A 25,533-nucleotide genomic window follows, 5' to 3' on the forward strand; every position below is an offset into this window, starting at 1 on the left:
TGGGCCGAGACACCCGAGGGGAGCGTGCGTCCACCGGGTACGCTCGAAGCTCCGCACGCGGGCTTTCGCGTGATGGAAGACGGACCGAATTCGTGACACAATTGAAGACTTCGCGAGATCATCGTCGATCGCAGTCCCGCAAGCACGCGGGACTGGCGACGATTTCGCGTCGAGTCTCGGGAGAGATTGGATAGAGTGTTTAGAATAACGAGCTGCGACGAGGAATTCAAGTGTTCGGACTGGAAACCCAAAATTTACAATCCCCACATGTATGGATACCACTCCTCTTTGTATCGGGAGTACCTCGGACGCGATGTCATCCCTTCTCGCACCGGGGACGCCAATCTTCGGGCGATCGCCCGCCGTCCTGATCCGGTCGCCCGATCCTCGACGGCCGACGGTAACTCTGCGGTAAGCCGGTGGCTGCGCATATACCGCATGGCCGGAGACGGCCCGAAGAAAATTGGAGTCGGCCTGACGTCTTCCGGGCCCCTACGTCGCATGGGTGTGGTGACGAGCACGGCGATCTTCGTCCGCGGGGCGTTGGATCGGTGTGAGCTTGACCTCTCCCATGCTTTCTCGGATTCGGGAACCGTGATGAAACCGGAGCGGGCGAAGGATTCGATCCCCGGCACCCATCTCGAGCACATCGGCAAGGCCGAGGCCGAGAAACTCGGCGCTGCCGAAGGTATGGGCCGGGCGATTCTCGTTGGACAGTACCTCGCGGCCGGATACGAGGCCTCGGCGAGCGACACCACCGCCCCCTCCCCCGCCTCTGCGGCTTTATCGGATATCTCGCCATCCGCCACGGCTTGGGGCTGCACTCATAGAAGGTAGGGCCACAACCCGCGTGTTGGATGGATCCGAGTCGGCTCGGAACGCGACGAATCCGCATCCGACGCAATGACCCGTCGGCCCCGTTGAAGACCTCGGCCCACGCCGGGATGGCACGTCGGAAACCGTCGGCACGGCTTCCCTTCATTCGTGGGGGAGGTCCGACGTCGAGGATCCGACTCCGACCCTAGCTCGGGACCTTCGCGCCATACGTTCGCTCACAGCCAGCCAGAGAGATGACCACCATGTGGAAGCGCAAGAACAGAGACGCCGCTCTTCGACTCACGAATCGCCGACGCCCATCGCGACGCGTCCTCCCGCTCGAACTCGGGGGACCCGAGTTCCTCGATTGTCGGATCCTGCCGACGGTTTCGGCCACGTTTTCAGCCGCTCAGGGTGTCCTGACGGTCTTCGGCGATGCCCAGGACAATAACATCACGGTCGGACGCGACGCTGGAGGCAACCTCCTCGTCAACGGAGGCGCGATCAACATCGTGGGCGGGACGTCCACCGTCGCCAACACCACCTTGATCCAGGTCTTCGGCCAGGCGGGCAACGACACGATCTCGCTCGACGAGACCAACGGGGCCCTGCCCGGTGCCGACCTCTTCGGCGGCGGCGGCGACGACACGCTCGTCGGGGGGAGCGGCAACGACCTCCTCTTCGGCCAGGCCGGCAATGACACCCTGCTCGGCAAGGGGGGCAATGACCTCCTCTTCGGCGGCGACGGCGACGACACGCTGACCGGCGGGACCGGCTCCGATCAGGTCTTCGGCGAGGCCGGCGACGACGTGATGACCTGGAACCCCGGCGATGAGACCGACCTCAACGAAGGGGGCGCCGGCAACGATACCGTCGACGTCGAAGGAGGCAACGGCTCCGAGGTCTTCACGATCACGGCGAACGGGACGCGAGTCCGGGTCGATCGCATCAGCCCGGCCCCCTTCAGCCTCGACATCGGCACGACCGAAAACCTGGTCGTCAACGGCAATGGCGGCGATGATACGATCAGCGCGGGCAACGGGCTCGCCGCCTTGATCAGGCTCTCCGAGAACGGCGGCGCGGGCAATGATACGCTGATCGGCGGCGATGGTGACGACACGCTGATCGGCGGCGACGGCAACGACATGGTCTCGGGCGGTCGCGGCAACGACGTGGTCACATTGGGGGCTGGCGACGACAACTTCACCTGGAACCCCGGCGACGGCAGCGACGACGTCGACGGCCAGGGGGGCAACGACAAGCTGGTCTTCAACGGCGCCAACATCAGCGAGAAGTTCGGGATCAATGCCGACGGCAACGGCGTCCGGTTCACGCGAGACGTCGCCAACATCACGATGGAACTCCACGGAGTCGAGGGGAGCGACCTCAACGCCCTCGGCGGCGCCGACACCGTCACCGTTGGCGACCTCACCGGCACCGGCCTCACCAATCTCAACGTCGACCTGTCCGGCACGTTCAACTCGGGGATCGGCGACGGCCAGGCCGACTCCATCATCCTCAACGGCACCAGCAACGCCGACCTCGTGAACATCGCGGGCTCCGGGGCGGGCTACACCGTGACGGGTCTGCCGGCGCTCGTGCGAGTGGCGGGCTCCGAGGGTGCGAATGACTCGCTCGTCCTGAACACCCTGGGGGGCAACGACAACGTCAAGGCGGCGACCCTGCCCGCCGGGATCGTGAGGCTGACCGTCGACGGCGGTACGGGGAATGACACCATCTCGGGAAGCCAGGGCGACGACCTGCTGATCGGCGGCGACGGCAACGACACCGTCATCGGCAACCGCGGCAATGACGTGGCCTTCCTGGGGGCCGGCAACGACAGCTTCACCTGGAACCCGGGCGACGGCAGTGACACCGTCGAGGGCCAGGACGGCCACGACATCCTGGCCTTCAACGGCTCCAACGCCAGCGAGAACTTCAACGTCTCGGCGAATGGCGGCCGGGTGCGGTTCACCCGCGACGTCGCGAACATCACGATGGACCTCGACGGCGTGGAGGGGCTCTTCCTGTACGCGTTCGGCGGATCCGACACGGTCGCCGTCAACGACCTGACTGGCACCGACCTCAAGGATATCAACCTCAACCTCGCGGCCGTCCCTGGCCAGAGCCGGGGAGACGGCCAGGCGGACGACGTCATCGTCAACGGGACAGCGGGCGCGGACCAGATCTCGGTGGCGAGCTCGTCGTCCGGCATCAAGGTCTCGGGCCTGGCCGCGACGGTGAACATCCAAAGGAGCGACGGCCCGGGCGACGGCCTCGCGGTCAACTCCCTCGGGGGCGACGACACCGTCGACGCGAGCGGGCTCTCTCCCAACTCGATCGGCCTGGCCATCAACGGCGGCGACGGGAACGATACCCTGACGGGGAGCCGGGGGAACGACATCATCAATGGAGGTCGGGGCAATGACCTGGCTCTGATGGGCGACGGCAACGACATCTTCGCATGGAATCCGGGCGACGGCAGTGACACCGTCGACGGCCAGGGCGGGGATGATTCGCTGCGGTTCAACGGTGCCAACGTCTCCGAGAAGTTCGTCATCTCCGCCGACGGCGACCGCGTCCGTCTCACTCGTGACGTCGCCAACATCACGATGGACCTCCATGGGATCGAGGGCATCGACCTCAACACCCTCGGCGGCGCCGACACCGTGACCGTCAACGACCTCACCGGCACCGACCTCAATCGACTCAACATCGACCTCGGCAGCCCGGCTGGCAGTGGACTCGGCGATGGCAGCGCCGACACGATCATCGTGAACGGGACCAACGATGCCGATCAGGTCACCGTGGGCGGCAACGCCGGTTTGGTCGCCGTGACGGGCCTCGCCGCGACGGTGAACATCACGGGCGCCGAGGCCGCGAACGACCGGCTGGTGGTCAACACCCTGGGCGGCGATGACGTCGTGGTCGCCTCAGCCCTGTCCGCCCCCGCGATCGCCCTCACGGCCGACGGCGGCGACGGCAATGACGTCCTGATCGGCGGCGACGGCAACGACACCCTGCTCGGCGGCAACGGCGACGACATCCTCATCGGCGGGCCGGGCAACGACATCCTCGACGGAGGCTCGGGCGACAACATCCTGATCCAGTAAGCCGGCCCCGGACCGGATTCAATCTCGGCTCCGATGTGTTCCGGCTCCCGTTCTCCCCCCGTCCTGGATCCCTCTGCGCCGTATCAATCGGCAAGGGAGGTGGCCCGGGACGGGGCCCTTGAATGCGAGTCATCAGACGGGCTGGGGTCTTGCGGACGGATAGCTCGAATCATATGAAGAGACGGTCTTTCGTTGTGTCGATGAGAGTCTCGGGGCGGCTCGACCAGGCCGATCCCCTTCCCTGCCGTCCGCGTTTCCACCTCCGGGAGCTGGCGGATCTGGAGTCGGTGCGATGGACGAGGAATCGCTGTTCGTCGAGGCCCTGCAGAAGCCGACCATGGCCGAGCGCCAGAAGTTCCTGGACAAGGCCTGCGGCGATGACCTCGCGCTCCGACGACGGATCGAGCAATTGCTCAAGGCCCACGACAGGACCCTCGGCATCCTCGACCGGCCAGAGCCGCCGGGTTGGACGCTCTTCGCCGGAGGCACCCCTGACGATTCCCCGGATGCTCCGAGCGCCGGTGCGGTCCTCGCCGGGCGCTACAAGCTGCTGCAAGAGGTCGGCGTCGGCGGCATGGGGACGGTCTGGAAGGCCGAGCAGATGGAGCCGGTCCGGCGTATCGTGGCGCTGAAGCTCATCAAGCCGGGGATGGATTCGCGGAACGTGCTCGCGAGGTTCGAGGCCGAGCGCCAGGCCCTCGCACTGATGGAGCACCCGAACATCGCCAGAGTCCTCGACGGCGGCACGACCGACGCCGGCCGCCCCTTCTTCGTCATGGAGTTCGTCGAGGGGGTCCCCCTGACCCGCTACTGCGACGACGAGAAGCTGAGCGTCGCCGAACGGCTCGAGCTATTCGTGGCCGTCTGCCAGGCCGTCCAGCACGCCCACACCAAGGGCGTGATCCACCGGGACCTGAAGCCGAACAACATCCTGGTCAGCCGCTACGAGGGCCACGCCGTCCCGAAGGTCATCGACTTCGGCCTTGCGAAGGCGACCGGCGAGCGCCTCATCGAGGAGACCCTGCAAACCGCCCACGGCGCCGTGCTGGGAACGCCGCTCTACATGAGCCCCGAGCAGGCCGAGGTCAACAACATCGACGTCGACGCGAGGGCCGACGTCTACGCCCTCGGCGTGATCCTCTACGAGCTTCTCACCGGCTCGACCCCGCTCGAGCGTGGCCGATTCAACGAGGCGGCCCTGCACGAGATGCTCCGCCTGATCCGCGAGGAAGACCCGCCTCGCCCGAGCGCCCGCCTGAGCAGCAGCGACTCGCTCCCGAACCTGGCGGCCGAGCGTGCCACGGAGCCCGGGCGCCTGGCCCGGCTAGTGAAGGGGGAGCTCGACTGGATCGTGATGAAGTGCCTGGAGAAGGACCGTACTCGGCGTTATGAAACGGCCAGCGGGCTGACGCGCGACATCCGGCGCTACCTGGCCGACGAGTCGGTCGAGGCCTGCCCTCCCTCCGCCGGCTACCTCCTCGGCAAGTTCGTGCGTCGCAACCAGGGCCCGATTGCGGTCGCGACCATCATCGTCGTCCTGCTGGTCGGCGGGATCGCCGGGACGACCTGGGGCCTGATCCGGGTCGATAGCGCCCGAAAAGCCGAGGCCGAGCGGGCCGAGGGTGAAGCGAGGGCCAACGCCGCGGCGCAACGACGGCTGCGGCAGGTCGAGAAGGCGAGCGAGGTCCTGGAGTCGGTCTTCGAAGACCTCGACCCCAATGCCGAAGTGAAAGAGGGCCGCCCCCTGCGGGCGATCCTCGGCGATCGCCTGGATCGGGCCGCCGCGGATCTGGAAGGAGACGCAGTCGGCGACCCCCTCGTCGTGGCGAACCTGCAATACCGGCTCGGCCGGACCTACCGCGCCCTCGGGTTTCCCGCCAAGGCGAAGGACCTGTTGACGAAGGCCGTCGCCACCCGCCGGGAACGGCTCGGCCCCGAGCACAAGGACACCCTCGCGGCCCAGTCCCAGCGGGCTTCCACGATCTTCGAACTCGCCGAGCCGGCCGAGGCCTTCGCCTTATATGAACAGGTTCGCGACACCCAGGCGCGGACGCTCGGGCTCGACCACGCCGATACCCTCTCCACCGACCGTAACCTCGCCATGGCCTACTATAAGTCCGGCGAGGCTGACAAGGCCCGCGCCATCCTGGAGCGATCGCGGGGCATCCTCGTGGCCAAGTTCGGGCCCGACGATGCGCAGGTCCTCGACATCCTCACCATCCTCGCCGGGGTGTATTCGGCCCTCGGGAAGGGGAAGGAGGCGATCGCCATGGCCGAGCAGGTGCGCGACGCCCGTCTGAAGAAGCACGGCCCCGACCACCTCCTCTACATCAACTCCATAAACGCCCTGGCGCTGAGGTATCGCGCGGCCGGTCAAATGCGCAAGGCCCTGGCCCTCTTCGAACAGGCGAGGGACGAGATCGTACCCAGGCTCAGCGCCGATCACCCCTATACCTTGATGATCCTCGACAGCCTTTCCGGCACGTATCGGGCCTTCGGGAGGTTGGACGAGGCGATCCAGCTCGGCGAGCGTGTCCGAGAGGCCCGGGTCCAGAGCCTCGGAATCTATAACCCCTACACCGTCCTCACGATGTGGAGCCTCGGGGCGGCGTACAAGGCCCGCGGCGACAACGACAAGGCCCTGGCCCTGCTCCTGCAGGCAGGCGCCGGCATCGAGAAGCTCGACTTCAACCTCGCCGACGGTGGCATCATCATCGGCGACCTCGGCGATTGCCTGGTCAAGGTCGGCAAGACCGACGAGGCCGACGCCTGGCGGCGTAAATGGATCGCCGCAGCGAAGCGTAAGCATGGCGCAGACTCCGTCACCTACGCCGGCGTCCTCCTGGACGAAGGAGAAAGCTTCCTCAGGAGCGAGCGGTTCAAGGACGCCGAGCCTCTCCTGGCCGAATGCGTCGCCATCTACGACCGAAAGCCCCCCTCGGACATGACCTTCTACGCACAGTCGACCCTCGGCGCCGCCCTCACCGGCCTGGGCCGCTACGCCGACGCGGAACCTTTGATCGTCAAGGGCTACGAGGGCCTCAAGGCCCGAGAAGGTGAAATCCCACCTCTCTTCACCCGCCACCGGCTCGCTATGGCCAGCGAGAGGGCCGTTCGACTCTACGAAGCCTGGGGCCAGCCTGCGAAGGCCGCGGAATGGCGGACGAAGGTGGGCCCTCGCGCCCATGCGAAGCCCCGGCCTTGAGCGAGCGACGTCGCAAGAACTCCAGGGCCGGCCTGATGCGCCCTGGCCATACGAGCCAGCAGCGATCGATTCGCAATCGAGATCCCGGATCAACTACCGCTCGCAATGAGGGAAAAAGAAAAGCGTCGGCCCGGGGAGCGAGGCTCCCCGGGCCGACGTCTTGTCATCGGGGCTTTCTGAGCCCCATCGAATCTGGTGACACAATCGGCGAGGTCGTGTTGAACGACCGCCTTCGATGGATCAATGATGTGGGGCCGCGATGACCTCGGTCAGGGGCTCATCGGCATGGTCCTTGATGAGCGAACGATTGTCGGCCATCACCCCGAAGATGTAGTAGAGCCCGGGGATGATGACGACGCCGATCAAGGTGCCCATGAGCATCCCGCCGACAGATGCGGTGCCGATGGTGCGGTTGCCGATGGCCCCTGGGCCTGTCGCGATGACGAGCGGCAGCAAGCCGGCGATAAAGGCGAAGGAGGTCATCAAGATCGGGCGGAATCGCAGCTTGCCGCCTTCGATGGCCGCCTCCTTGATGCTCAGGCCTTCTCGGCGACGCTGGACCGCGAATTCCACGATCAAGATAGCGTTCTTGCCGAGCAAGCCGACGAGCATGACCAAGCCGATCTGGGCGTAGACGTCGTTCGCCAGCCCCATGACCTGGAGGAGGAAGAACGCGCCGAAGATCCCGACCGGGAGGGACAGGATCACCGCCAGCGGCAGCAGGAAGCTCTCGTACTGCCCGACGAGCACCAAGTACACGAAGATGACGACGATCAGGAAGATATAGACGGCCATATTTCCCGCATTCGCCTCGTCATACGTGAGACCCTCCCAGCCGACGTCGAAGCCGGGGGGCAGCGTGTCCTTGGCAACCTCGCGGATCGCCTTGATGGCCTGACCGCTGCTGAAGCCCGGGGCCGGTGCACCCTGGATGGCCGCGGAGGTATACAGGTTATACCGGTTGATCTCGTTCAAGCCCTGGAGCTTCTTGATCTCCATGAAGGACGAGTACGGGACCATCTCACCCTGGTCATTCTTGACGAACATGTTCTTCAAGTCTTCGGGATACCGGCGGAACTCCGGCGAGGCCTGGACGAAGACCTTGAAGAACTGGCCGAAGAGGATGAAGCCCTGTTCCCAGGTGCTGCCCACGACGATGGAAAGGTTATCCATCGCGTCGCCGATCGTGACCCCCTTCTGCATGGCCACGTCGTTGTTGATGACCAGCTCATACTGGGGATAGTTGCTGGCGAAGAAGGTGAAGAGGCCCTTCACCTCCTTACGTTTCCCAAGCGCCGCCAGGTACTTTTCGGTCACCTCGCCGAGCCGCTTGTAGTCGCCCGAGTTGGTCTTGTCGAGCACACGCATCGAGAAACCACCGGCCGCACCGAAGCCCGGAACCGCGGGAGGCTCGAAGAACTCGAGCTTGACGTTGGCCATCGTCTTACACTTTTCCTCGAGCTCCGCGATGATCTCCTTCGAGGTCATCTTGCGGTCGTTCCAGTTCTTCAGGTTGATCAAGCAGGTCCCTGCATTGGAACCGCGGCCTTCCGTCAGAACCTCGTAACCGGCGAGCGAAGAGACCGAGGTGATGCCGTCGATCTTCTTGGCGATCGCCTGCAACTCGTGGGACTTCGAGTTCGTGTACTCGAGGGTCGATCCCGGCGGCGTCTGGATGATCCCGTAGATCATCCCCTGGTCCTCCAGCGGGATGAAGCCCGAGGGGAGTTGCGTGGTCACCGCGTAGATGAAGAAGGTGAAGATCCCGATGACGGACATCGTGAACATTCGACGCGTGACGATCCTGCGGAGGATGCTCGCGTAACCCCCCGTCACCTTCTCCACGCCGCGGTCGAAGAGATGCAGCATCATGGCCAGCGGCCCGCGCTTCTTCGCGTGCGAGTGGGGCTTGAGGAGCATCGCGCAGAGCACCGGCGTGAGCGTCAAGGCGACGACGCCGGAGAGGACGATGGACGTGGCCATCGTGAGGCCGAACTGGCGATAGAAGGTGCCGACCGGCCCGGTCATGAAGGTCACCGGGATGAACACCGCGGTCATCACCATGGTGATGGCGATGATCGCGCCGCTGATCTCCTGGATGACTTCCATCGTCGCCCGATAGGGCGAGAGGTGCTTCTCCGCCATCTTGGCGTGTACCGCCTCGACCACCACGATGGCGTCGTCGACCACGACGCCGATCGCGAGCACGAGCGCGAAGAGCGTGATCAGGTTGATCGACATGCCGAGCAAGAGCATGACGAAGAAGGTGCCGATCAATGAGACCGGGACCGCCAGCGTCGGAATCAACGTGGATCGCCAGTCGCCGAGGAAGAGGAAGACCACCAGGGCCACCAGCACGAAGGCCTCGAACAGCGTGTGGAGCACCTTGTCGATGGAGGCCTCGAGGAAGCTGGAGACGTCATAGCTGACCTGGAAATCCATGCCGCTCGGGAACGTCTCCGCCTTCAGCTCCTTGAGCTTCTCCTTGACCTCCTCGATGACGACGGCCGCGTTCGAGCCGGGGCTCTGCTTGAGCACGATGGCCGCGGAGGGGTAGCCGTCGATGTCCGAGTAGAGGTTGTAGTACGAGGCGCTCAGCTCGACCTTGGCGACGTCCTTGAGCCGCAGGATCTCGCCGTCTGGGTTCGCCCTCAGGACGATGTTCTCATATTGCTCCGGCTTGTTATAACGTCCCACCCAGGTCAGCACATATTCGACGGTCTGCGAGGTCCTGCCCGTCGCCTGCCCGAGTCGCCCAGGCGACCCGATCATGCTCTGCTTGCCGATCATCTTCATGACGTCGTCGGAGGAGACGCTGTAGGCCCGCATCCGATCGAGATTCAGCCAGACCCGCATCGCATACTGGCGGCTTCCGAGGATCGTGGCGGTGCCGATGCCGCGGATCCGCTTGATTTCGGGCAGGAGGTTGACGAAGGCGAAGTTGTAGAGGAAGTTCTGGTCCGCGCCTTCCGCCGTACTATAAACATTGACATACATCAACATGCTCGTCATGGCCTGCATGACGATGATACCTTCGCGCTCCACGAGGGGTGGGAGGCGGTTCTTCACCATGTTGATGCGGTTGTTCACGTTCAAGACGGCCACGTTGGGATCCGTGCCCGGCTCGAAGATGATCTGGATCGTGGCCTCGCCGGCGCTGGTGGCGGCGGAGGCCATGTAACGCATGTCCTGGACGCCGTTGATGGCCTGCTCCAGGGGAATCAGCACCGAGTCGACCAACACGTTGGCACTGGCACCGGGATAAGCCACGGTGACCAGCACGCTCGGGGGGGCGACGGAGGGGAACTGGGAGATCGGTAATGTCACGATCGCCAGCCCCCCAAGGAACACGATGACAATCGAGATCACGATTGCCAGCGCAGGCCGATGGAGGATGTTTGAAAACATGGTTCCGCGATATTGGGGTGGAGTTGGATGCGTCCGGGACGTCTTCCGAGGCCGATTTCCGGCGGGGGCGGACCTTATTCCGCCCTGTTCTTCAGCGAGGCGAGAACCTGTTCCACGGGCTTGAACTCGTAGTCCAGCTTATCGCCGTCGTGAATCTGCCGGATCCCCTCGAGGACGATCTTGTCGGTCACCTTCACACCCTTATTCACCACGAAAATGTCATCCATCTCGTTCTGGATGCTGATCTCTTGCTGATGTGCCTTGTTGTCCTTGTCGACGACGAAGACGAAACGCTTGTCGAGGATTTCGAAGGTCGCGCGCTGGGGGATGACGATCGCATCATGCGCCGTCCGGTGGAGCGAGACGGTGCCGGTCTGGCCGTGACGCAGCAGGCCGTCCGGATTCGGGAAGTCGGCACGGAAGGCGATGTTGCCGGTCATGTTGTTGAACTTGGCCTCGATCGCACCGATCTTGCCGAGTTGATTGAACTTGGAGCCGTTCGCCAGGATGAGCTCGATCCCCTGATTTTCCTCGTGCTTGCCCACGGCGGACATGTACTCGAGGTAGCGGGCCTCGGGAACGTTGAAGTAGACCCACATCAGGCTGTTGTCGGAGAGGGTCGTGAGGATGTCCCCTTCCTTGATCAAGCTGCCGAGCTGCTCGTGCAGGCGGTCGATGATGCCGTTGAAGGGAGCCTTGACATCGGTGAAATCGAGTTCGGCCCGCGCCAGCTTCGCCTTGGCATTGGCCTTGGCCAGCTTCGCCTGGAGCAACTGCACCTCATTCGGGGAGACCACCTTCTGTTCGGACAACTTCTTCGTGAAGTTGTATTCCAGTTGGGCGAGATTGGCCTCGGCCGTCTCGGCGTCCAGCTTGGCCTCGTAAAGGATGGGGACGATCTTGAACATCACATCCCCCTCCTTCACCGCCTGGCCTTCCCTGACGTTGATCTTCCTGAGGTATCCGCTGTCCAGAGCACGCACGTTAATATGTTGCTGAGAGTGGATCTGGCAGACGTACTGCTGGTTGATGACGATGTCTTCAGCCTTGGGGCTGGTGACCACGACCTTGTGGGGCTCGTGGTGGACCTTCTCCTCTTCCTTGTGGAGGTAAGACTCGACCTGGGTGACGACGCGATCCTTGATGGGCTTGGCCTTCACGCCAATGTAATCAAAATACGCGTAAACTTTGCGGGTATTGAGTTGCGGGATGTCGACGCGATACCGGTAAAGGCCGTAGACCCCGCCGCCGAGCACGGCAACCAGCAGCATCAGGGTGGTAAACGGCCGTCGTATGGCAAATTTGAACGGATTCACAAGAGGCTCCTTCTCAAACTCGACTCTCTGCCGATTCCTTGGGCAAGGAAACGTGACGTGGAATAGGAGGGGATGTTGAGTACGGATGGCAATCCGACTCGATTCGACGCCAGAGGGGGAATTGGCGTCGGAGGGGGTGCGGGAGGATCTCCCGGCCTGGTCGTCGTCGATCGATCGCGGACGTCAGCTTCCGTTTCGCGCCAGTTTGATGACCCCACAGGGCATCTCGCCCAGGATGAGGGGATTGGCGAAAAGCGGTCTAGCCGGTCGGCGTCATCAGTGGCTCGTCTACACCCAGGCTCGGGCCGGGATGATGGCCAAAGGATCGGCGACATATCAGCCGGCGATCACCACTATATCAAGCGACGATCAACAGCGGAGGGGGTAGAGGGAGAGAATCGAGCGAGGAGCGATCACCTTGCGATCGAGATCCTTGCGGAAGAACGAAAGCACCAAGAATGCAACTCGAGGCTCATCCAGGATATCGGTTCGATCCTGCTCCTCGATTTCGAATGGAAGTGCGGTCACCTGCCGGACGACGTCCGTGGCCATCGCCGCGCTGAAGCTGGACGTCGAAGGACCCGGGCACAGAGAGCAATGGCGATGCGGGCAATCGGGCTGAGACGTGACGGTGATGAAGGCCGACGTCGGGACCGGCGCGAGCAAGATCGACGCCAGCAACGCCACCAAGGACGTGAGCCATAGCGTGAAGACGAGACTCTTACGGTCGGGCACGGCCCCTCGCTTCTCGAATGTCAGGATTCGAGGCTCGCTCGCCGGCACCCGGCGAGATGGCGTTCTACCAGATCGCGTCGTGGATTCTCTCTGGCGGGGTGGTGGAGCCCGCAGCTCCACACTATATACTCTTTTTCGACGTGCCAGGCGAATCTAAATTCGGGAAAACGAAAACCTGAAGATTGGATCAGGGAAATTTTAGAGAGGCAGTCGACGGAAGTCAAGAAACCACGAATAGTTGCTCGAAACATCGCTAATAGACTCAGTCGGACATGCCTGAGCTTCTACGTTCACTTCATCCTCCTGGATCGCGACAATTCCAAGGTCCGCTCTAGGAACAGGAATGCCCATCTTTAAAGGACCCCGCCATGGGCCACGATCGGTCTCGTTGCCGGTAGCTGGCCTTCGAGACGCCGCCTGACCGTCCAACGAATCATTTCGCCGTTCCGCAGCTCGGCCCTCGGCATCAACGAGTTCGTGTCGAATCTTGCCAAACGCTTTCGAGAGTAATGGGAGCTAATCAACGACTCAGCCCCCCTGCCCGCCTCGTTGTGGCGGATAGGGGGGCCGTCGCATGTCGTTCGCAGTCTCAGTCGACCGAGGCAGGGAGTGCTGGAAGAATCCCGGCCAAATCGTGCCGGATGGTCACTTCACCGTCGTCGCCGGATCGAGCGGGACCGGAGGGAGTTCGGGTAACGCCGAGGGGCTGACCTCCTGCGGGCCTCCCGGAGCCGGCAGATTCGCGGCCGGAGGGACGACCGCGGTGGGTAGAGCAGCGGCACCCACGTTGGGCTCCTGCGGTCCCGCGGGGGCGGCCGGCACGCTTCCGGAAGACGGAACCGCTGCGGGGGGCTCGGTGGCGGTGGGAGAATTGGAATCCGGTCCGACAAACGGCCCGGGAGCGGCCCCGGCGGGGGGCGGGGGCGGGGCGGCCGTCGGGTCGCCGGCCGGCAACGCGGCGAGGGCGGGAGCCGGTTCGGGGTCAGACCCGGCCTCGATCAAGGACGGTTCGAGCTGATCCACTCGCGGGATGATGATCTTCTCGCCGACGGCCAGGCGGTCCATCGAGCGGACGACCTTCTTGTTGGCGGCCCAAAGAGACTTCTGATACCGGGCCGACTTGTAGTACTGTGTCGAGATCGACGAGAAGGTGTCGCCGTTCTGGACGACGTGGATGATCGGGAACTGGCTGCCCAGGCCTCCCGGGCCGGCGAGCATCAGCATGTTGCCACCGCCGAGGGCCTGATAGGCGTTCACGATGGCGGACAACTGCTCCGCCTTGGTCTGGATCAGGACCATCCTCGCGTCCATGAGGTCACGCTGGGCGAACAGCACGTCGATGTACTCGGTTCGAGCACTCTGGAAGAGCCGGCCGGCGAGATCCACCGAGGATTCGAGAGACTGCAACTGCAGCTTCTTGATCTCGATGCTCTTGCGGTAGTTCTCCACCATCGCCAGGCGGTTGATGACCTCGGTGAAGGCGTTCAAGATGGTGCGCTGATAGTTGTACACGGCCTGCAGCTGGCGGGCATTTGCGGACAGGTACTGGGCCTTGATGGCTCGCCTGTTGACGAACGGGGCGACGAATCCGCCCGCCGCGTTGGCGATGAATGCCTGCGGGTTGAAGAGGTACTTCAGGTTGAAGGCCTCGTATCCGATGCCCGCGGTGATTACGAGCTGCGGATAGAAGTTAGCGCGGGCGACTTTCACATCGAGACCGGAGCCGACCAACTCACGCTCGGTCTGGCGGATGTCCGGCCGGTTCTGGAGCAACTGCGAAGGTACACCCACATTCAGGGTGTTGATGGTCAGGTTGAAGAAGTTCGAGGAGTCGCGCTGGACCGGCTGCGGGAACCTGTTCAGGATGTAGTTGATCCGGTTCTCGGTCTGCACGATGTCCTGATAGATGATCAGCTTTTCGCTCTGGTTCTTGCGGACTTCCGCGAGGAAACGCTGAACGGCCAGTTCAGTGCCGCGAGCCGCTTCCTTCCTGGCCTGGGCGATCTGGAGGCTGCGTTCCTGCAACTCGATGATCGTATCCAGGTTCTCGATCCGCTTGTCGAGGCCCATCAACCGGTAATAGTTCTCGGCGATGTCCGCGACCATACGGGTCACGAAATAGTTCCGCCGATCGATCGCGGCCTGGTAGCGCTCGAGGGCTGCGTCTCGGGCATTACGCAACTGCCGATAGATGTCGACTTGCCAGTTGACGTTGAAGCCAGCCATGAAGTTTCCCAGTGGGTTGGGAAAGGCCTGGCCTGGGATGATATTGAGCTGGCGGTCGACGGCCCCGTCTCGCGTGAAGCGACTGGGCCTGTCCATCCCCGCGCCCGTCGCGGCGCTGACGAAGGGGAGGTAGGCACCGGATCGGGCCAGAACCTCGTTGCTGGCGACCTGGACTTCCTGTTCCAGATTCTTCAGCTCTCGATTGTTGGCCAGGCTCTGGTAGATGAGGCCTGAGAGATTGGCGTCGTGGTAGAACTCATCCACCCCGAGCATGGACGAGTTCTCGGGGCTGGTCGTCCCGTTGAAACTCTCGGGTAAGTTCGGCCCCGGCTCCGGCTTGTGGAGACGGGGGATCCCGCAGGACGGCAGAACCAGCAACATGATGCCGCAAGCGATTGATCTCGCAATCGCTTGCTTCATATGCCCCACGTTTGGAATTTTGATTGACTGGTTCATCTGCCTCGTCCTTGAGGAGTTTTCGCCCGTCGGCAATCCCGCCGAGCCAACAAAAGTGATCAGCTCCTTGCTCGAGCAGGGCCCCTTCATGAGCGTCCTCAGCGAATGGTCGGAATGGCGTTGCTGGGGGGAGGACGTCTATATTGATCGGTTCGTGCGGGTTATGACTTTACTAGCGGCCTGCGCGAACAAGCGACATGGCAGGATTTTCCGACCTTTGCGTCGACAACCCCCTTGGTTCAGAGCCCTACGCCTAACAAATTCGCGGCCCGCTCGATGGGGCTCCGTGGAAGCCTGGACAAGAACGCTCTCCCACCATTCTCCCCCAAGCCCGCAAATCACCAAACATCAGTGGTGATGGTGAAATTGAGCTGGACCTCGAGCAGCCAGTATTGCGAGTGGCTCGCTGGAACCTGACATCGCTCACACGACGACATCACATCCCAAACGTGCACCCTCAAGCAATCATGGACTAGACACCATCGAATGCCTTGAGGGTAGGCGAACCTCCTCCGATTCAACTCGGTAATGAGGCGGACCCCGGCCTCATCGGCTCGATTCCTGTCCGATGTTCTCACCAACACGGATAACCCATCGTACGAAGCCGACGGGTCTCTCAACCGTGAAATGGCGAGTCATGCAATTGCGTTCATTCCTTCCTAACGTCGCTCGGATCTCGAGGAGCGGCGGCCCAAGTTGAGGAATCACGCGCGGTCACTGATGATGGCCAGGGCTGCATGACAATCACTTGAAACGAAGGGAAAAGTCCGATGTTCTACAAGACCGTGATGTTCCTGGGCGTGATTTCGCTCCTCTCCAGTGCGTTCTGGTTCTACCGGGTCTTCGCCGGTCTGAAGCACCTGACCCACGACGATATCCTCCCGATGACGGTCGGCGGGGTCGCCGGCGGAATCGGAGCCTGGTATTTCGTCCCGTGGCTCATGAAGCGCGAAGCGGCACGACGACAAGCCATGAAGTGACCCGCAGCGAGCCATTTGCCATGCTGTCTCGATCAATGACTTGGGGAGTCGACCCGCCATCCCGGATCGACTCCCCAAGGATTTTTAATGACTCGCGCGGACCAACTCAAATTCATCAACTGGCCTGAGTTGTTCCCACCTCTCCCAGGGCCTGAGGATGAGTCGCACGCGTCAGATGAGTCATCGTACTTCGCGCCCCGCGACGCAGGATGATGAAATCGACGATCCCCAGGGCAAACCCCAACCCATATCCGAATTGATAGCCGAGGAAGACGATCGGCAGGATCGGCAGTAGCTCCCAGCCATGCGATGCGGCGGCCTTGATCGAAAAGGAGAGGTTGACGAGGCCGTAGATCCCCAGCACGGCGAGATAGGCGATGCCAAGGACGGGATGGATGAGCGACGCGAGCCAGCCGAAGCACACCCCAAGCACGAACATCACCGGGACGAGATGCCGCAACGAGGCGGGCCGGCGGTGCTTCTGAATCACCCGGACCTTCCAGTAGCCATACTGGAGATACTGGCGGAACAAAGCCCTGAGCGACGACCTGGGCTGATAGGAACTCCGGATCCTCGGCGATTGCCAGATTCGGCCTCCTGCCTTGATGATCCGGAAGTTCAGCTCGTCGTCCTGGTTGCGGACGAGTTCCTCGTCGAAGAGGCCGAGCCGGATCAAGGTCTCCTTGAGCCAGCATCCGAGGTAAACCGTATCGACGGGGCCTTCATAGTCGGGGGCATGCGCCTTGTTACCACCGCTGGCAAAGGGGCTCTTGAATGCGGCGGCGATGGCGCGTTGCCGCCAGGTCTCGCCGACGGCCTGCCAGGGCCCCCCGACATTGTCGGCACCCGTCGATTCGAGGGTGCGCAGGCACTCTTTCACATAGTCGGGTGCATACTTCGTGTGGGCATCGACGCGGATGATGATGCGACCCCTCGCGGCGCGGATGGCCGCGTTCAGCCCCGTCGAGACGATCCGTCCGGGATTGTCGACGACCCTCACGCGAGAGTCGGTCGCGGCGATCGCGTCGAGCCTGGCTCGCGTCCCGTCGTCGCTCATCCCATCGGCGATCACCACCTCGAACGTCCGGGCGTCGGGCAACGTCTCCTGGGCGAGGATCGACCGCAGGCACACCTCGATGTGACGGGCCTCATTGCGGCACGGGATGACGATCGAAACGTGGGGTCCGGAAGCGTTGGCCATCGAATTCATCCCAGCTAGGCCTGTCACCGATCATGCATCCTGACCGACGACGAGTCGGCCGTGGGCCTCGCGCTCTTTCCTGGCGAGGACGATGTATTGCCTGGGAATCGAGGCATATCGTGGAGTCTCGGCCGCGAGGACCTCGCATCCCCCCTGCTTCAAACGCCGGGCGATCCACTTGAGCGTGGCGAACGTGCGTCCGCCTGCGAATCGCTGTCCCGGCGTCATTTGCCGGCCGGTCATGCCGAAGACTACCCCGTGGGCGAAGTGATGCAGTTCGCCGAGGATCCGGTATGGGTTTCGCGAGTGAAACAGTCGCTTGAGGTCGTGACCTGGTCCCTCCGCGCGGCAATAGATCAACCCGCCGGGCCGAAGCACGCGGGCCATCTCGGAGAGTGCCGTGGCCTGATGTACATAATTAAGTGCCACGCGTGAGATGACGTGCGTGAAGCTCGCATCGGGGAACGGCAAAGACTCGGCGGATCCCCGCACGAACTGGATCCGCTCGCCGCAAGCCTCCGACATCCGGCATCCGAACGCCAATGCCACGAGATCGATGTCCACCCCCGTACGCCCTTCCACGCCGAGGGGGCCCAGCAGCCGGAGCGATTGCCCGGCCCCCGCGCCAACATCCAGGACCCTGGAATCCGGCCCGAGTTCCATCCGATCCAGCATCGACCCTTCGATGAAGTCTCCGGCGGCCTGACGCTCGTACTCCGCCTGGTGATAAGCCAGGATCCGGCCGACGCCCGTCAATCGCCCTTCCATCGTCACGAGCCCCAACTCCTCGAGCTCCACGAGCCGAGCGTGGCGGAAGTCTCGACCCTGGCGAAGGCTCAGCAGGTCGGAGGCGATGCCTGCGACAATGCCCAAGGGCCAGGACAGGATCGACTCCGCCATGGCACCCTCGCCGCCCAGGAAGTCGGCCAACCTCCCCCCTCGGGCCCGGGCTTCCCTCCCGCACGACGCGCAGAGTCCCCCCTCAGATCCGAGCGGCAACGGCTCCCGACATGACGGGCAAGCCAGACCCGCAAGCATCCCCTTGGAGCCCGAGCAACCGGCCTTGGTGCAGATGACACCATCCGCTTTCGAGGGGGACTCGGCTGAATTCGTCGTATTCAATGTAGGCCTCCCTCGACAATCAACCGAGGCAATCGACCAACGAATCCGTGATGTAACGCAGGTCGTCGTCACACAATGAGGGATACAGGGGCAGCGACAGGCAGCCTCGCCAGAGCCGCTCGGCGCCGGGGAATCGACCGGGATCGAGCTCGTAACGCTCCCGATAATACTTCATGCGATGTAAGGGTTTGTAATGCACCGACGTGCCGATCCCTCGCTGCGAAAGCAGCTCGATGAGTCGGTTCCGCCCGACCGTCTCCGGCTGGACCACGATCCAGAAGAGGTGCCAGGCGTGATCCGCGAAGGGGACCCGGATGACCGGCAGGTCGAGATCCGCCCGGTCGCCCAGCACGTCGAAGTAATACCTCGCGCAACGCTCGCGGGCGTCTCGCAGGACGTCGGCCCGCTCGAGTTGGGCGAGGCCGATCGCCGCGTTCAGGTCGGGCATATTATACTTGTAGCCGGGGGCGATGACGTCATATTCCCACATCGGATATTCGGAGATAAACCGTTTCCAGATATCTCTATCAATACCGTGCAATCGCATCACCCGCACGCGTTCGGCGATCTCCGGATCATCGGTCGTCAGCATCCCGCCTTCGCCCGTGGTGATCGTCTTGTTCGCATAAAAGCTGAAACAGGTCACGTCGCCGAGGGAACCTACCGGGCGCCCCCCTTCCCTGGCCGGGAAGGCATGCGCCGCGTCCTCGATCACCCGTACCCCTCGCTGGCGACAGAGTGCCAGGATGCCGCCTCGCTCTCCATCGAGCATCGCCGCGGCCTGACCGCCGAAATGGACGACCGTCAGGACCTTGGCCTCGGGGTGCGCATCGAGGGCCTCCTCGACGATCGCCTCGGTGAGCAAAGCCGTGCCGAAATCGACGTCGAGGAAGATGGGTTCGGCCCCCAGGTAGCGAATGACCTCCGCGCTCGCGGTGAAGGTCATCGTCGGCACCAGCACCTTGTCCCCGGGCCCAACTCCCAAAGCCTCCAGGCCGAGGTGGAGCGCCGAGGTGCAGGAGTTAACCGCGCAGCAGTACCGCGCCCCCACGACCTCGGAGAACTTCTCCTCGAAGGCCTTGGTCTTGCTCGCGGTCGTGAGCCAGCCGCTCTCCAGGACCTCCCGGATATACGCCAGTTCGTTGCCATCGCAGACGACCTTGGAGAAGGGGATAACGCGGGCACGTCCCCCCTGCCCGGCCGACTCGCGGCCCGGTGGCGGAATAAGGACGTTCGACGACTCCATCCCCGTGGTCACGCGTTCGTTCACGACTCGTTTCTCCGGCCGATCCCGACGATGGCGAAGGACGTCCTGGCGAGGATCAGGCAGTCGCCCAGGAGGCTTCGCGTCCGCACGTATTCCTCATAGAGACGCAACTTATGGGGGAGGATCTCCTCGCGATACGCCCGCTCCGGATCGGCGGACGACGCCAGGATCCGCTCCTCATGGCGATAGACGATCGCCGCCGGGTCGGTGATTCCCGGCATCACAGTATGCACAAACGCCCATCTTTCCGGATACGCGGCCACCCAGCGATGCACCTCGGGGCGAGGCCCGACCAGCGCCATATCCCCCTTCGCCACATTCCAGAGCTGCGGGAGTTCATCCAGCTTCGAGACCCTGAGGAACCGCCCCACGCTCGTGACTCTCGAGCCGTCCCCGGCGTCGAACGATCCCGCCTCGCTCCCCTTCCGGACCGTCATCGTCCGGAACTTGCAGATGGAGATGTCCTTGCCCCCTAGGCCCGCGCGCACCTGGCGGAAGAGGATCGGGCCAGGCGAGTTGAGCTTCACGGCGACGGCCAGCGCCGCCAGCAACGGCGAGAGCGCGATCAGTCCGAGCCCCGCGCAGACTCGCTCGGCAGCGGCCTGGAGTCGAGATCGGGCAGTGCCTGTTTCGACGGCATAGTCCTGTTCGGATCGCACGGATGATCGCACGAGCATTCTCCCACGGGATCGGCCGAGGCCATCCGACAAGCCTGCGTCGGATGGCCGGCCACCACGACCTCAGGCCATGACGATGACGGCACGCCCGGCACGCCCGAGCCGGCGCGTCGCCCCTCGCGTATCCACGACCAGCGACGCATGCTCGACGACGAATCCCCAGTCATAAGCGGCGTGATCCGTGGCGATCAGCACGCAATCCTGCGACGAAAGGACCTCCGCGGTGAGCGGGGTGCTGTCGAGCCGCACCGAGTGGTGGCGCATCGGCGGCAGGCTCGGGATGTGCGGGTCGTTATAGCTGATGACGGCGCCACGCTCCTCGAGCAGTTCCATGAGCTCGAACGAGGGGCTCTCACGACAGTCGTCGACGTTGGGCTTGTACGCCGCACCGAGGACCAGGATCCGGCTCCCCTTGAGCGGCAAGGCCCGCTCATTGAGCGCGGCGACGACTCGGTCGACCACGTGATGCGGCATCGCCGTGTTCACCTCGCCGGCGAGCTCGATGAACCGCGTGTGCAGGCCGTACTGCCGAGCGGCCCACGTGAGGTAGAATGGGTCGATCGGGATGCAATGCCCGCCGAGCCCCGGACCGGGGTAGAAGGCCTGGAAGCCGAAGGGCTTGGTCTTGGCCGCGTCGATGACCTCCCAGACGTCGATCCCCATCCGATCGAAGACCAGCTTCAGTTCATTGACGAGGGCTATATTCACGGCTCGATACGTATTCTCGAGGATCTTGCAGGCCTCGGCGACCTCGCAGCTCGAGACGGGCACGACCTCGGGGACCGCCGCGCCGTACAGTGATTGGGCCAGCTCGGCGCTCGTCTCGTCCCAGCCGCCGACGACCTTGGGGATCGTCCCGGCCGAGAACTTGGGGTTGCCCGGATCTTCTCGCTCGGGGCTGTACGCCAGGAAGAAGTCGCGGCCCGCGATGAGGCCATTGGACTCGAGTTCCGGCCGGAGGACGTCGCGAGTGGTGCCGGGATACGTCGTGCTCTCGAGCACCACGAGCGTCCCGGCTCGAAGGTGACGGCCGATCGCCCGGCCGGTCGCGATCACCGCCGAGAGGTCCGGCTCGCGATGCGTACCGAGCGGCGTCGGGACGCATATGATGATGGCGTCGGCCTCGGCGAGGCGGCTGAAGTCGGAGGTCGCCTCGAACTTCCCGCCGCGACGGAGCGTCGCGATCCGCTCCGACTTGATGTGGCCGATGTAGCTCACGCCCGCCTGGAGCTGATCCACCTTCGAGTCGTCGACGTCGAAGCCCAGGACGGGGAATCCCGCCTGGCTGAACAGCTCGACCAGCGGTAATCCGACATATCCCAGTCCGATGACGCCGACGCGGGCGCTTCGCTCCTGGATGACCCGCCCGAGTCGGACGGCGGCGTCGGACTCGATCGTCTGCGGCGGGAGTTCCGCCAAACCGTTTGTCTTGGACATCGTGATGCGCCTGGAAGAGGAGTACCGGTCGAAGTACGACGAGCCTGCATCGCTCGAAAAGGTTGGGGCGACTGAGCCCGGTTCGGGCTGCATCGGCCAGGGAACTCGCGAACGAGTCGGCCCCGAAGAACGCCGAGGGTCAAGGGGCTCCCTGGGCGCGTCCGGACGTGGCGGACTGAGCATCGAGATATTTGGGCAAGATCTCCATATGGGCATCGATCCCGGCGCGGAGCAGCCCCGAGCGGTTCTCGACCTCGGCGATGACCTTGCAGGTGCGGAGCCTGGGATCGATCTCGCTATCGACGAAGGTGATGCGTCCGTCGAAGACCTCCTGCTCCACCGCCAGGTCCGCCCCCTGGACGTCGGGCATGACCCGCACGCGCTGGCCCGGGGTAACCCGCCAGGCGTCCGTTATATCTAGATGCCCGATAATGCTGAGATTTTCCGTATTGACGACCCGGATGAAGCTCTCGGTCGCGAGGATCGGCTCACCCACGCTCTTCCCGACGAAGACGACCACGCCGTCGAAGGGGCTGACGATCTCGCGGGAGAGCAGCACCGCCTCGGCCTGCTGCTTCTGGATCTTGGCGAGCCTCTGACGATGGATGGCCCCTTCGACCTCCTTGGTGGCGGCGGTGACCTCGAGTCTCAGCCGGTTCATATCCTCGTCGCTGACGAATTTGCGCTTCCGCAATTCTTCGGCGGCGCGAGAACGGCTCATGACCTCGGCGAGCTTCGCCTTGCTGAGCTCGATGTCGACCATGCTATCCGCTTCCATCGACCAGCGTTCGTAATCAATCCTGGCATCGTGATTGAAGAGGTGGCCGAGGGCCTGCCCCGCCTTGACCTTATCGCCCGGCCGGACGAGGCAATCTTGCAGGACGCCGATGGTCGAAGGGCCCAGCCGGGAGGATAACTTGTATTCCACGCTGCAACGCTTCACGAGGATGATGGGCTGCCCCGGCTTGGGCGGCTCGCCCGCGCAGACGGTCCGCGCGACGGCGGCCAGTACGATCAAGGGCGTTATGCTGAATAATCTCGCGTTCCACGGCATGCGGTAGGCCATCGTCGTCACCTCGAGTGTCACGTCGGAGTAAGCCCGTTCAGATCGATACGCCTTCGCGCCCGCCTTGGCCATTCTGCGAATGGTGAGTCGTCTTCTCTCCATGCTGGACCGGCGTCCTCATGCCGTCGTCGCTCACCTGGGTCGTCCCGGAGTTGTTTCCGTACACCCCGTATACGTCGCCATACCCATATCCGTAGCCATAGCCATATCCGTAGCCATAGCCACCACCCTCGCGACCGATGCCGTTGATCAGGGCGCCGACGATGGGCGTGCCGAGGTTCTCGAGGAGCTCGACGGTCCTCGCAGCCTCGTTGTGCCGCAGGCTCGTCGCCTGCACGACGAGCAGGATCCCGTCGACCAGGGCGCCGATGATCGACGAGTCGGTGACGGCGAGGATCGGGGGAGAATCGATGATCACGAAGTCATACGCGTTGCGGACCTCCTCGATCAGCTCGATGAGGCGGGCCGACGTCAGGAGCTCGGCCGGGTTGGGGACATCCGGACCAGACGTAAGCATGTCGATGTTTTCAACCTGCGTCGACTGCACGACTTGCTCGAACGGCAGGAGATCTCGGAGGACGTGGCAGAGGCCACGCGCCCTGGAGACGTTGAAGTTTTTGTAGATCGACGGCTTCCTCATATCCGCGTCGATGATGAGGACGCGACGACCGGCCTTGGCCAGGCTGATCGCGATGTTGCCGGCCGATGTGCTCTTGCCGTCTCCCGCATGCGGGCTCGTGACCATGAGCACCTCGAGCCGCTGATTCCTGCGGATGAATTCGATGTTGGTGCGCACCGCCCGGTAGGCCTCGGCCCATGGGGAGCGCGGCATCGAGTGGACGACCAGGCCCGGCTCGCCGATCGTCTTCCTCTGTTCCTCGTGCATGTGCATCACCTGGCCGATGACGTTGAGCCGCAGCGATCGCCGCAAGTCGTCGATCGAACGGATGCGCTGATCGAGCCGGTCGGAGACGAAGGCCGTGCCCACCCCCACGATCGCCCCGGCCAACAGCGAGGCGAGCAGGATGAGGGCCGTCTGCGGCTGAACCGGGATCGCGGGCGCGTTGGGTGCCTCGAGGAGTTGGGCGGTGATCCCGTTGAAGTCGCTGATGAATTCAGCCTGCTTGAGCTGACTGACCACGGTGTTGAACAGGGCCCGTTGACGGTCGAGGGTCTCCCGCAGGTTCGCCTCGCTCTGCTGGTCGAAGGCCCCCTGCTTCGCCTTCTCCTTGTCCTCGTCGAACCGGGTGAGGATCTCGGCCCGCATCGTATCCAGGGATTTGAGGCTGTCCTCGATCGAGCCGAGAAGCTCGTCGATCTCCCCGTGATTCTGATGGTTCTTCTGGACTCGCTCGATCTGATCATGCAACTCCTTGACTCGGGCATAGTGCGGGCCGAACCGCTCCGTCAGTTCCTGCGCCTCATTGGCCAGTTGCCGGGAGTAATCCGCCGTGGTAGAGAAGGCCTCCGTCACGTCGACCAGGGAGTGGAAGTCCCCCCCGAGTTGCCCCAGCGCCGTGATCAACGTCTTCATCCCGACCCCCTTCTTGGCCAGGCGACGTCCGAGTTCGAGCTGGGCTTTCAGCTGGACGGAGCGGACCATCGCCTCATTCCCAGCCCGATCCCACTGGTCGAGCCTTCGCACCAGGAAGGACTGCCCCGTCTCATCGCCGATCAGCATCGGATTGCGCAGCCGCAACTCGAGGTGCTTGGCCGAGAGGTCCGAGATTTCCTTGGAGAGTTCGTCTCTAGCCTTCGAGATGAGGGCCACGACCTCCTTGTTGTCGCTGCGGTAGCTCTCTTCGAGGACAAGCTTGTAACTCTTGACGATCCCATCCAGCATCCGCACGGCCTCTTCGCGAGAGGCGGCCTGATAGTCCACCTTCAAGATCTTGGCCTGGCGGTCGGGGCGGCCGACGGTCAACCGGCGGATGGCCTGGGAGACCGGATTGCTGCCCGTCAAGGTCGGCAAGTTCTTGCGGCCGATGAGTTCGATAGCCCTCGAGACGACGAGTTGGCTGCGGATGATCAGGGAGTGAGTCGGGATATAATCATCCCCCCCCTCGAATCGGCTCTGGTCGTGGGCGGTCACGTTGATCGGCCTGCCGCCATGCTGGAGGATCAAGAGCCGGGCCGTCGCCTGATACTCGCGCTGGGTCTGGGCGAGGACGATGCATGCGACAGTCATGCAGACCAGAATCGAGATCGCGACGAGCCGCCATCCGCGACGGAGGACCCCAATGAAAAGGTAAAGGTCCTTCGCGAGGCTCTGATTCTGCCCGGGAGGAGCATCTGTTGTCGGGTGATCTGACATAACGCGTTCCCCGTTCCTCAAATGAATGACCAACCCTTGCTCAACAGAGCCTTCGGGCGTGGCGCCGCCTCAAAGGCTGAGCCACCCCAGCTCGATCCGACCGCAACAGCACGATTCGACCCGAGTCGATGCAGGACGCGCACTCGCACGGCCGATATTACAATAGATTAAGACTTACTGCATTGACATAGCAA

At 63.5% G+C, this 25,533-nt stretch carries 15 protein-coding genes; 4 read left to right on the top strand and 11 right to left on the bottom strand.

Annotation, left to right across the window (positions count from 1 at the left end):
* Positions 1-597 precede the first annotated feature (597 nt).
* The 3 genes from ACOYYX_RS19260 (at position 598) to ACOYYX_RS19270 (ending at position 7,134) form a co-directional block, all read left to right on the top strand.
* The gene (locus tag ACOYYX_RS19260; RefSeq protein WP_422931534.1) at positions 598-837 is read left to right on the top strand and encodes a hypothetical protein; all 240 of its coding nucleotides are present in this window, start codon (positions 598-600) and stop codon (positions 835-837) included.
* A 242-nt stretch (positions 838-1,079) separates the two neighbouring features.
* Positions 1,080-3,929, top strand: a complete 2,850-nt coding sequence (locus tag ACOYYX_RS19265; protein WP_422931535.1) for a beta strand repeat-containing protein — start codon at positions 1,080-1,082, stop codon at positions 3,927-3,929.
* 292 nt (positions 3,930-4,221) lie between these two features.
* Complete coding sequence (locus tag ACOYYX_RS19270) at positions 4,222-7,134, top strand: tetratricopeptide repeat protein (protein ID WP_422931536.1); 2,913 nt, start codon at positions 4,222-4,224, stop codon at positions 7,132-7,134.
* Between the two features lie 240 nt (positions 7,135-7,374).
* On the opposite strand, the gene ACOYYX_RS19275 is transcribed toward ACOYYX_RS19270, so the two are convergent.
* From ACOYYX_RS19275 to ACOYYX_RS19290, 4 genes are all read right to left on the bottom strand, one after another.
* Positions 7,375-10,542, bottom strand: coding sequence for an efflux RND transporter permease subunit (locus ACOYYX_RS19275; protein WP_422931537.1), 3,168 nt, complete (start codon positions 10,540-10,542; stop codon positions 7,375-7,377).
* Between the two features lie 74 nt (positions 10,543-10,616).
* Complete coding sequence (locus tag ACOYYX_RS19280) at positions 10,617-11,858, bottom strand: efflux RND transporter periplasmic adaptor subunit (protein WP_422931538.1); 1,242 nt, start codon at positions 11,856-11,858, stop codon at positions 10,617-10,619.
* Positions 11,859-12,227: 369 nt separating this feature from the next.
* On the bottom strand, positions 12,228-12,593 hold the full coding sequence (locus ACOYYX_RS19285) for a hypothetical protein (protein ID WP_422931539.1): 366 nt from the start codon (positions 12,591-12,593) through the stop codon (positions 12,228-12,230).
* Positions 12,594-13,238: 645 nt separating this feature from the next.
* Positions 13,239-15,200 (bottom strand): TolC family protein, encoded by a 1,962-nt coding sequence (locus tag ACOYYX_RS19290; protein WP_422931540.1) that lies wholly within the window; start codon positions 15,198-15,200, stop codon positions 13,239-13,241.
* Positions 15,201-16,045: 845 nt separating this feature from the next.
* On the opposite strand from ACOYYX_RS19290, the gene ACOYYX_RS19295 reads away from it, so the two are divergent.
* Positions 16,046-16,255 carry a hypothetical protein gene (locus ACOYYX_RS19295; RefSeq protein WP_422931541.1) on the top strand — a complete coding sequence of 70 codons (210 nt, stop codon included), beginning with the start codon at positions 16,046-16,048 and terminating at the stop codon, positions 16,253-16,255.
* Between the two features lie 115 nt (positions 16,256-16,370).
* Here ACOYYX_RS19295 and ACOYYX_RS19300 read toward each other — a convergent pair whose 3' ends face one another.
* The 7 genes from ACOYYX_RS19300 to ACOYYX_RS19330 all read right to left on the bottom strand — a co-directional run bounded on the left by ACOYYX_RS19300 (position 16,371) and on the right by ACOYYX_RS19330 (position 25,339).
* The gene (locus ACOYYX_RS19300) at positions 16,371-17,456 is read right to left on the bottom strand and encodes a glycosyltransferase family 2 protein (protein ID WP_422931542.1); all 1,086 of its coding nucleotides are present in this window, start codon (positions 17,454-17,456) and stop codon (positions 16,371-16,373) included.
* A 30-nt stretch (positions 17,457-17,486) separates the two neighbouring features.
* Entirely contained in the window at positions 17,487-18,356 is an 870-nt protein-coding gene (locus ACOYYX_RS19305) for a methyltransferase domain-containing protein (protein ID WP_422931543.1), read from the bottom strand.
* Between the two features lie 241 nt (positions 18,357-18,597).
* A complete protein-coding gene (locus tag ACOYYX_RS19310) occupies positions 18,598-19,848 on the bottom strand; it encodes a DegT/DnrJ/EryC1/StrS family aminotransferase (RefSeq protein ID WP_422931544.1) in 1,251 nt (416 codons plus the stop codon).
* Positions 19,845-20,414, bottom strand: coding sequence for a sugar transferase (locus ACOYYX_RS19315; protein WP_422931639.1), 570 nt, complete (start codon positions 20,412-20,414; stop codon positions 19,845-19,847). Before ACOYYX_RS19315 ends, ACOYYX_RS19310 begins: the two co-directional genes overlap by 4 nt.
* Positions 20,415-20,585: 171 nt before the next feature.
* Complete coding sequence (locus tag ACOYYX_RS19320) at positions 20,586-21,959, bottom strand: nucleotide sugar dehydrogenase (protein WP_422931545.1); 1,374 nt, start codon at positions 21,957-21,959, stop codon at positions 20,586-20,588.
* Positions 21,960-22,098: 139 nt separating this feature from the next.
* The gene (locus ACOYYX_RS19325) at positions 22,099-23,025 is read right to left on the bottom strand and encodes an efflux RND transporter periplasmic adaptor subunit (protein ID WP_422931546.1); all 927 of its coding nucleotides are present in this window, start codon (positions 23,023-23,025) and stop codon (positions 22,099-22,101) included.
* 37 nt (positions 23,026-23,062) lie between these two features.
* Complete coding sequence (locus tag ACOYYX_RS19330; RefSeq protein ID WP_422931547.1) at positions 23,063-25,339, bottom strand: polysaccharide biosynthesis tyrosine autokinase; 2,277 nt, start codon at positions 25,337-25,339, stop codon at positions 23,063-23,065.
* Between the last annotated feature and the right edge of the window lie 194 nt (positions 25,340-25,533).

The organism is Singulisphaera chitinilytica (assembly GCF_049331405.1).
GTDB lineage: Bacteria > Planctomycetota > Planctomycetia > Isosphaerales > Isosphaeraceae > PoT.

Bases quoted from the DNA above. Each gene is read 5' to 3' on its own strand.
- ACOYYX_RS19305 (WP_422931543.1), bottom strand. From the start codon at position 18,356: ATGGCGGAGTCGATCCTGTCCTGGCCCTTGGGCATTGTCGCAGGCATC.
- ACOYYX_RS19325 (WP_422931546.1), bottom strand. From the start codon at position 23,025: ATGGCCTACCGCATGCCGTGGAACGCGAGATTATTCAGCATAACGCCC.
- ACOYYX_RS19320 (WP_422931545.1), bottom strand. From the start codon at position 21,959: ATGTCCAAGACAAACGGTTTGGCGGAACTCCCGCCGCAGACGATCGAG.
- ACOYYX_RS19270 (WP_422931536.1), top strand. From the start codon at position 4,222: ATGGACGAGGAATCGCTGTTCGTCGAGGCCCTGCAGAAGCCGACCATG.
- ACOYYX_RS19265 (WP_422931535.1), top strand. From the start codon at position 1,080: ATGTGGAAGCGCAAGAACAGAGACGCCGCTCTTCGACTCACGAATCGC.
- ACOYYX_RS19275 (WP_422931537.1), bottom strand. From the start codon at position 10,542: ATGTTTTCAAACATCCTCCATCGGCCTGCGCTGGCAATCGTGATCTCG.
- ACOYYX_RS19330 (WP_422931547.1), bottom strand. From the start codon at position 25,339: ATGTCAGATCACCCGACAACAGATGCTCCTCCCGGGCAGAATCAGAGC.
- ACOYYX_RS19290 (WP_422931540.1), bottom strand. From the start codon at position 15,200: ATGTTGCTGGTTCTGCCGTCCTGCGGGATCCCCCGTCTCCACAAGCCG.
- ACOYYX_RS19295 (WP_422931541.1), top strand. From the start codon at position 16,046: ATGTTCTACAAGACCGTGATGTTCCTGGGCGTGATTTCGCTCCTCTCC.
- ACOYYX_RS19260 (WP_422931534.1), top strand. From the start codon at position 598: ATGAAACCGGAGCGGGCGAAGGATTCGATCCCCGGCACCCATCTCGAG.
- ACOYYX_RS19300 (WP_422931542.1), bottom strand. From the start codon at position 17,456: ATGGCCAACGCTTCCGGACCCCACGTTTCGATCGTCATCCCGTGCCGC.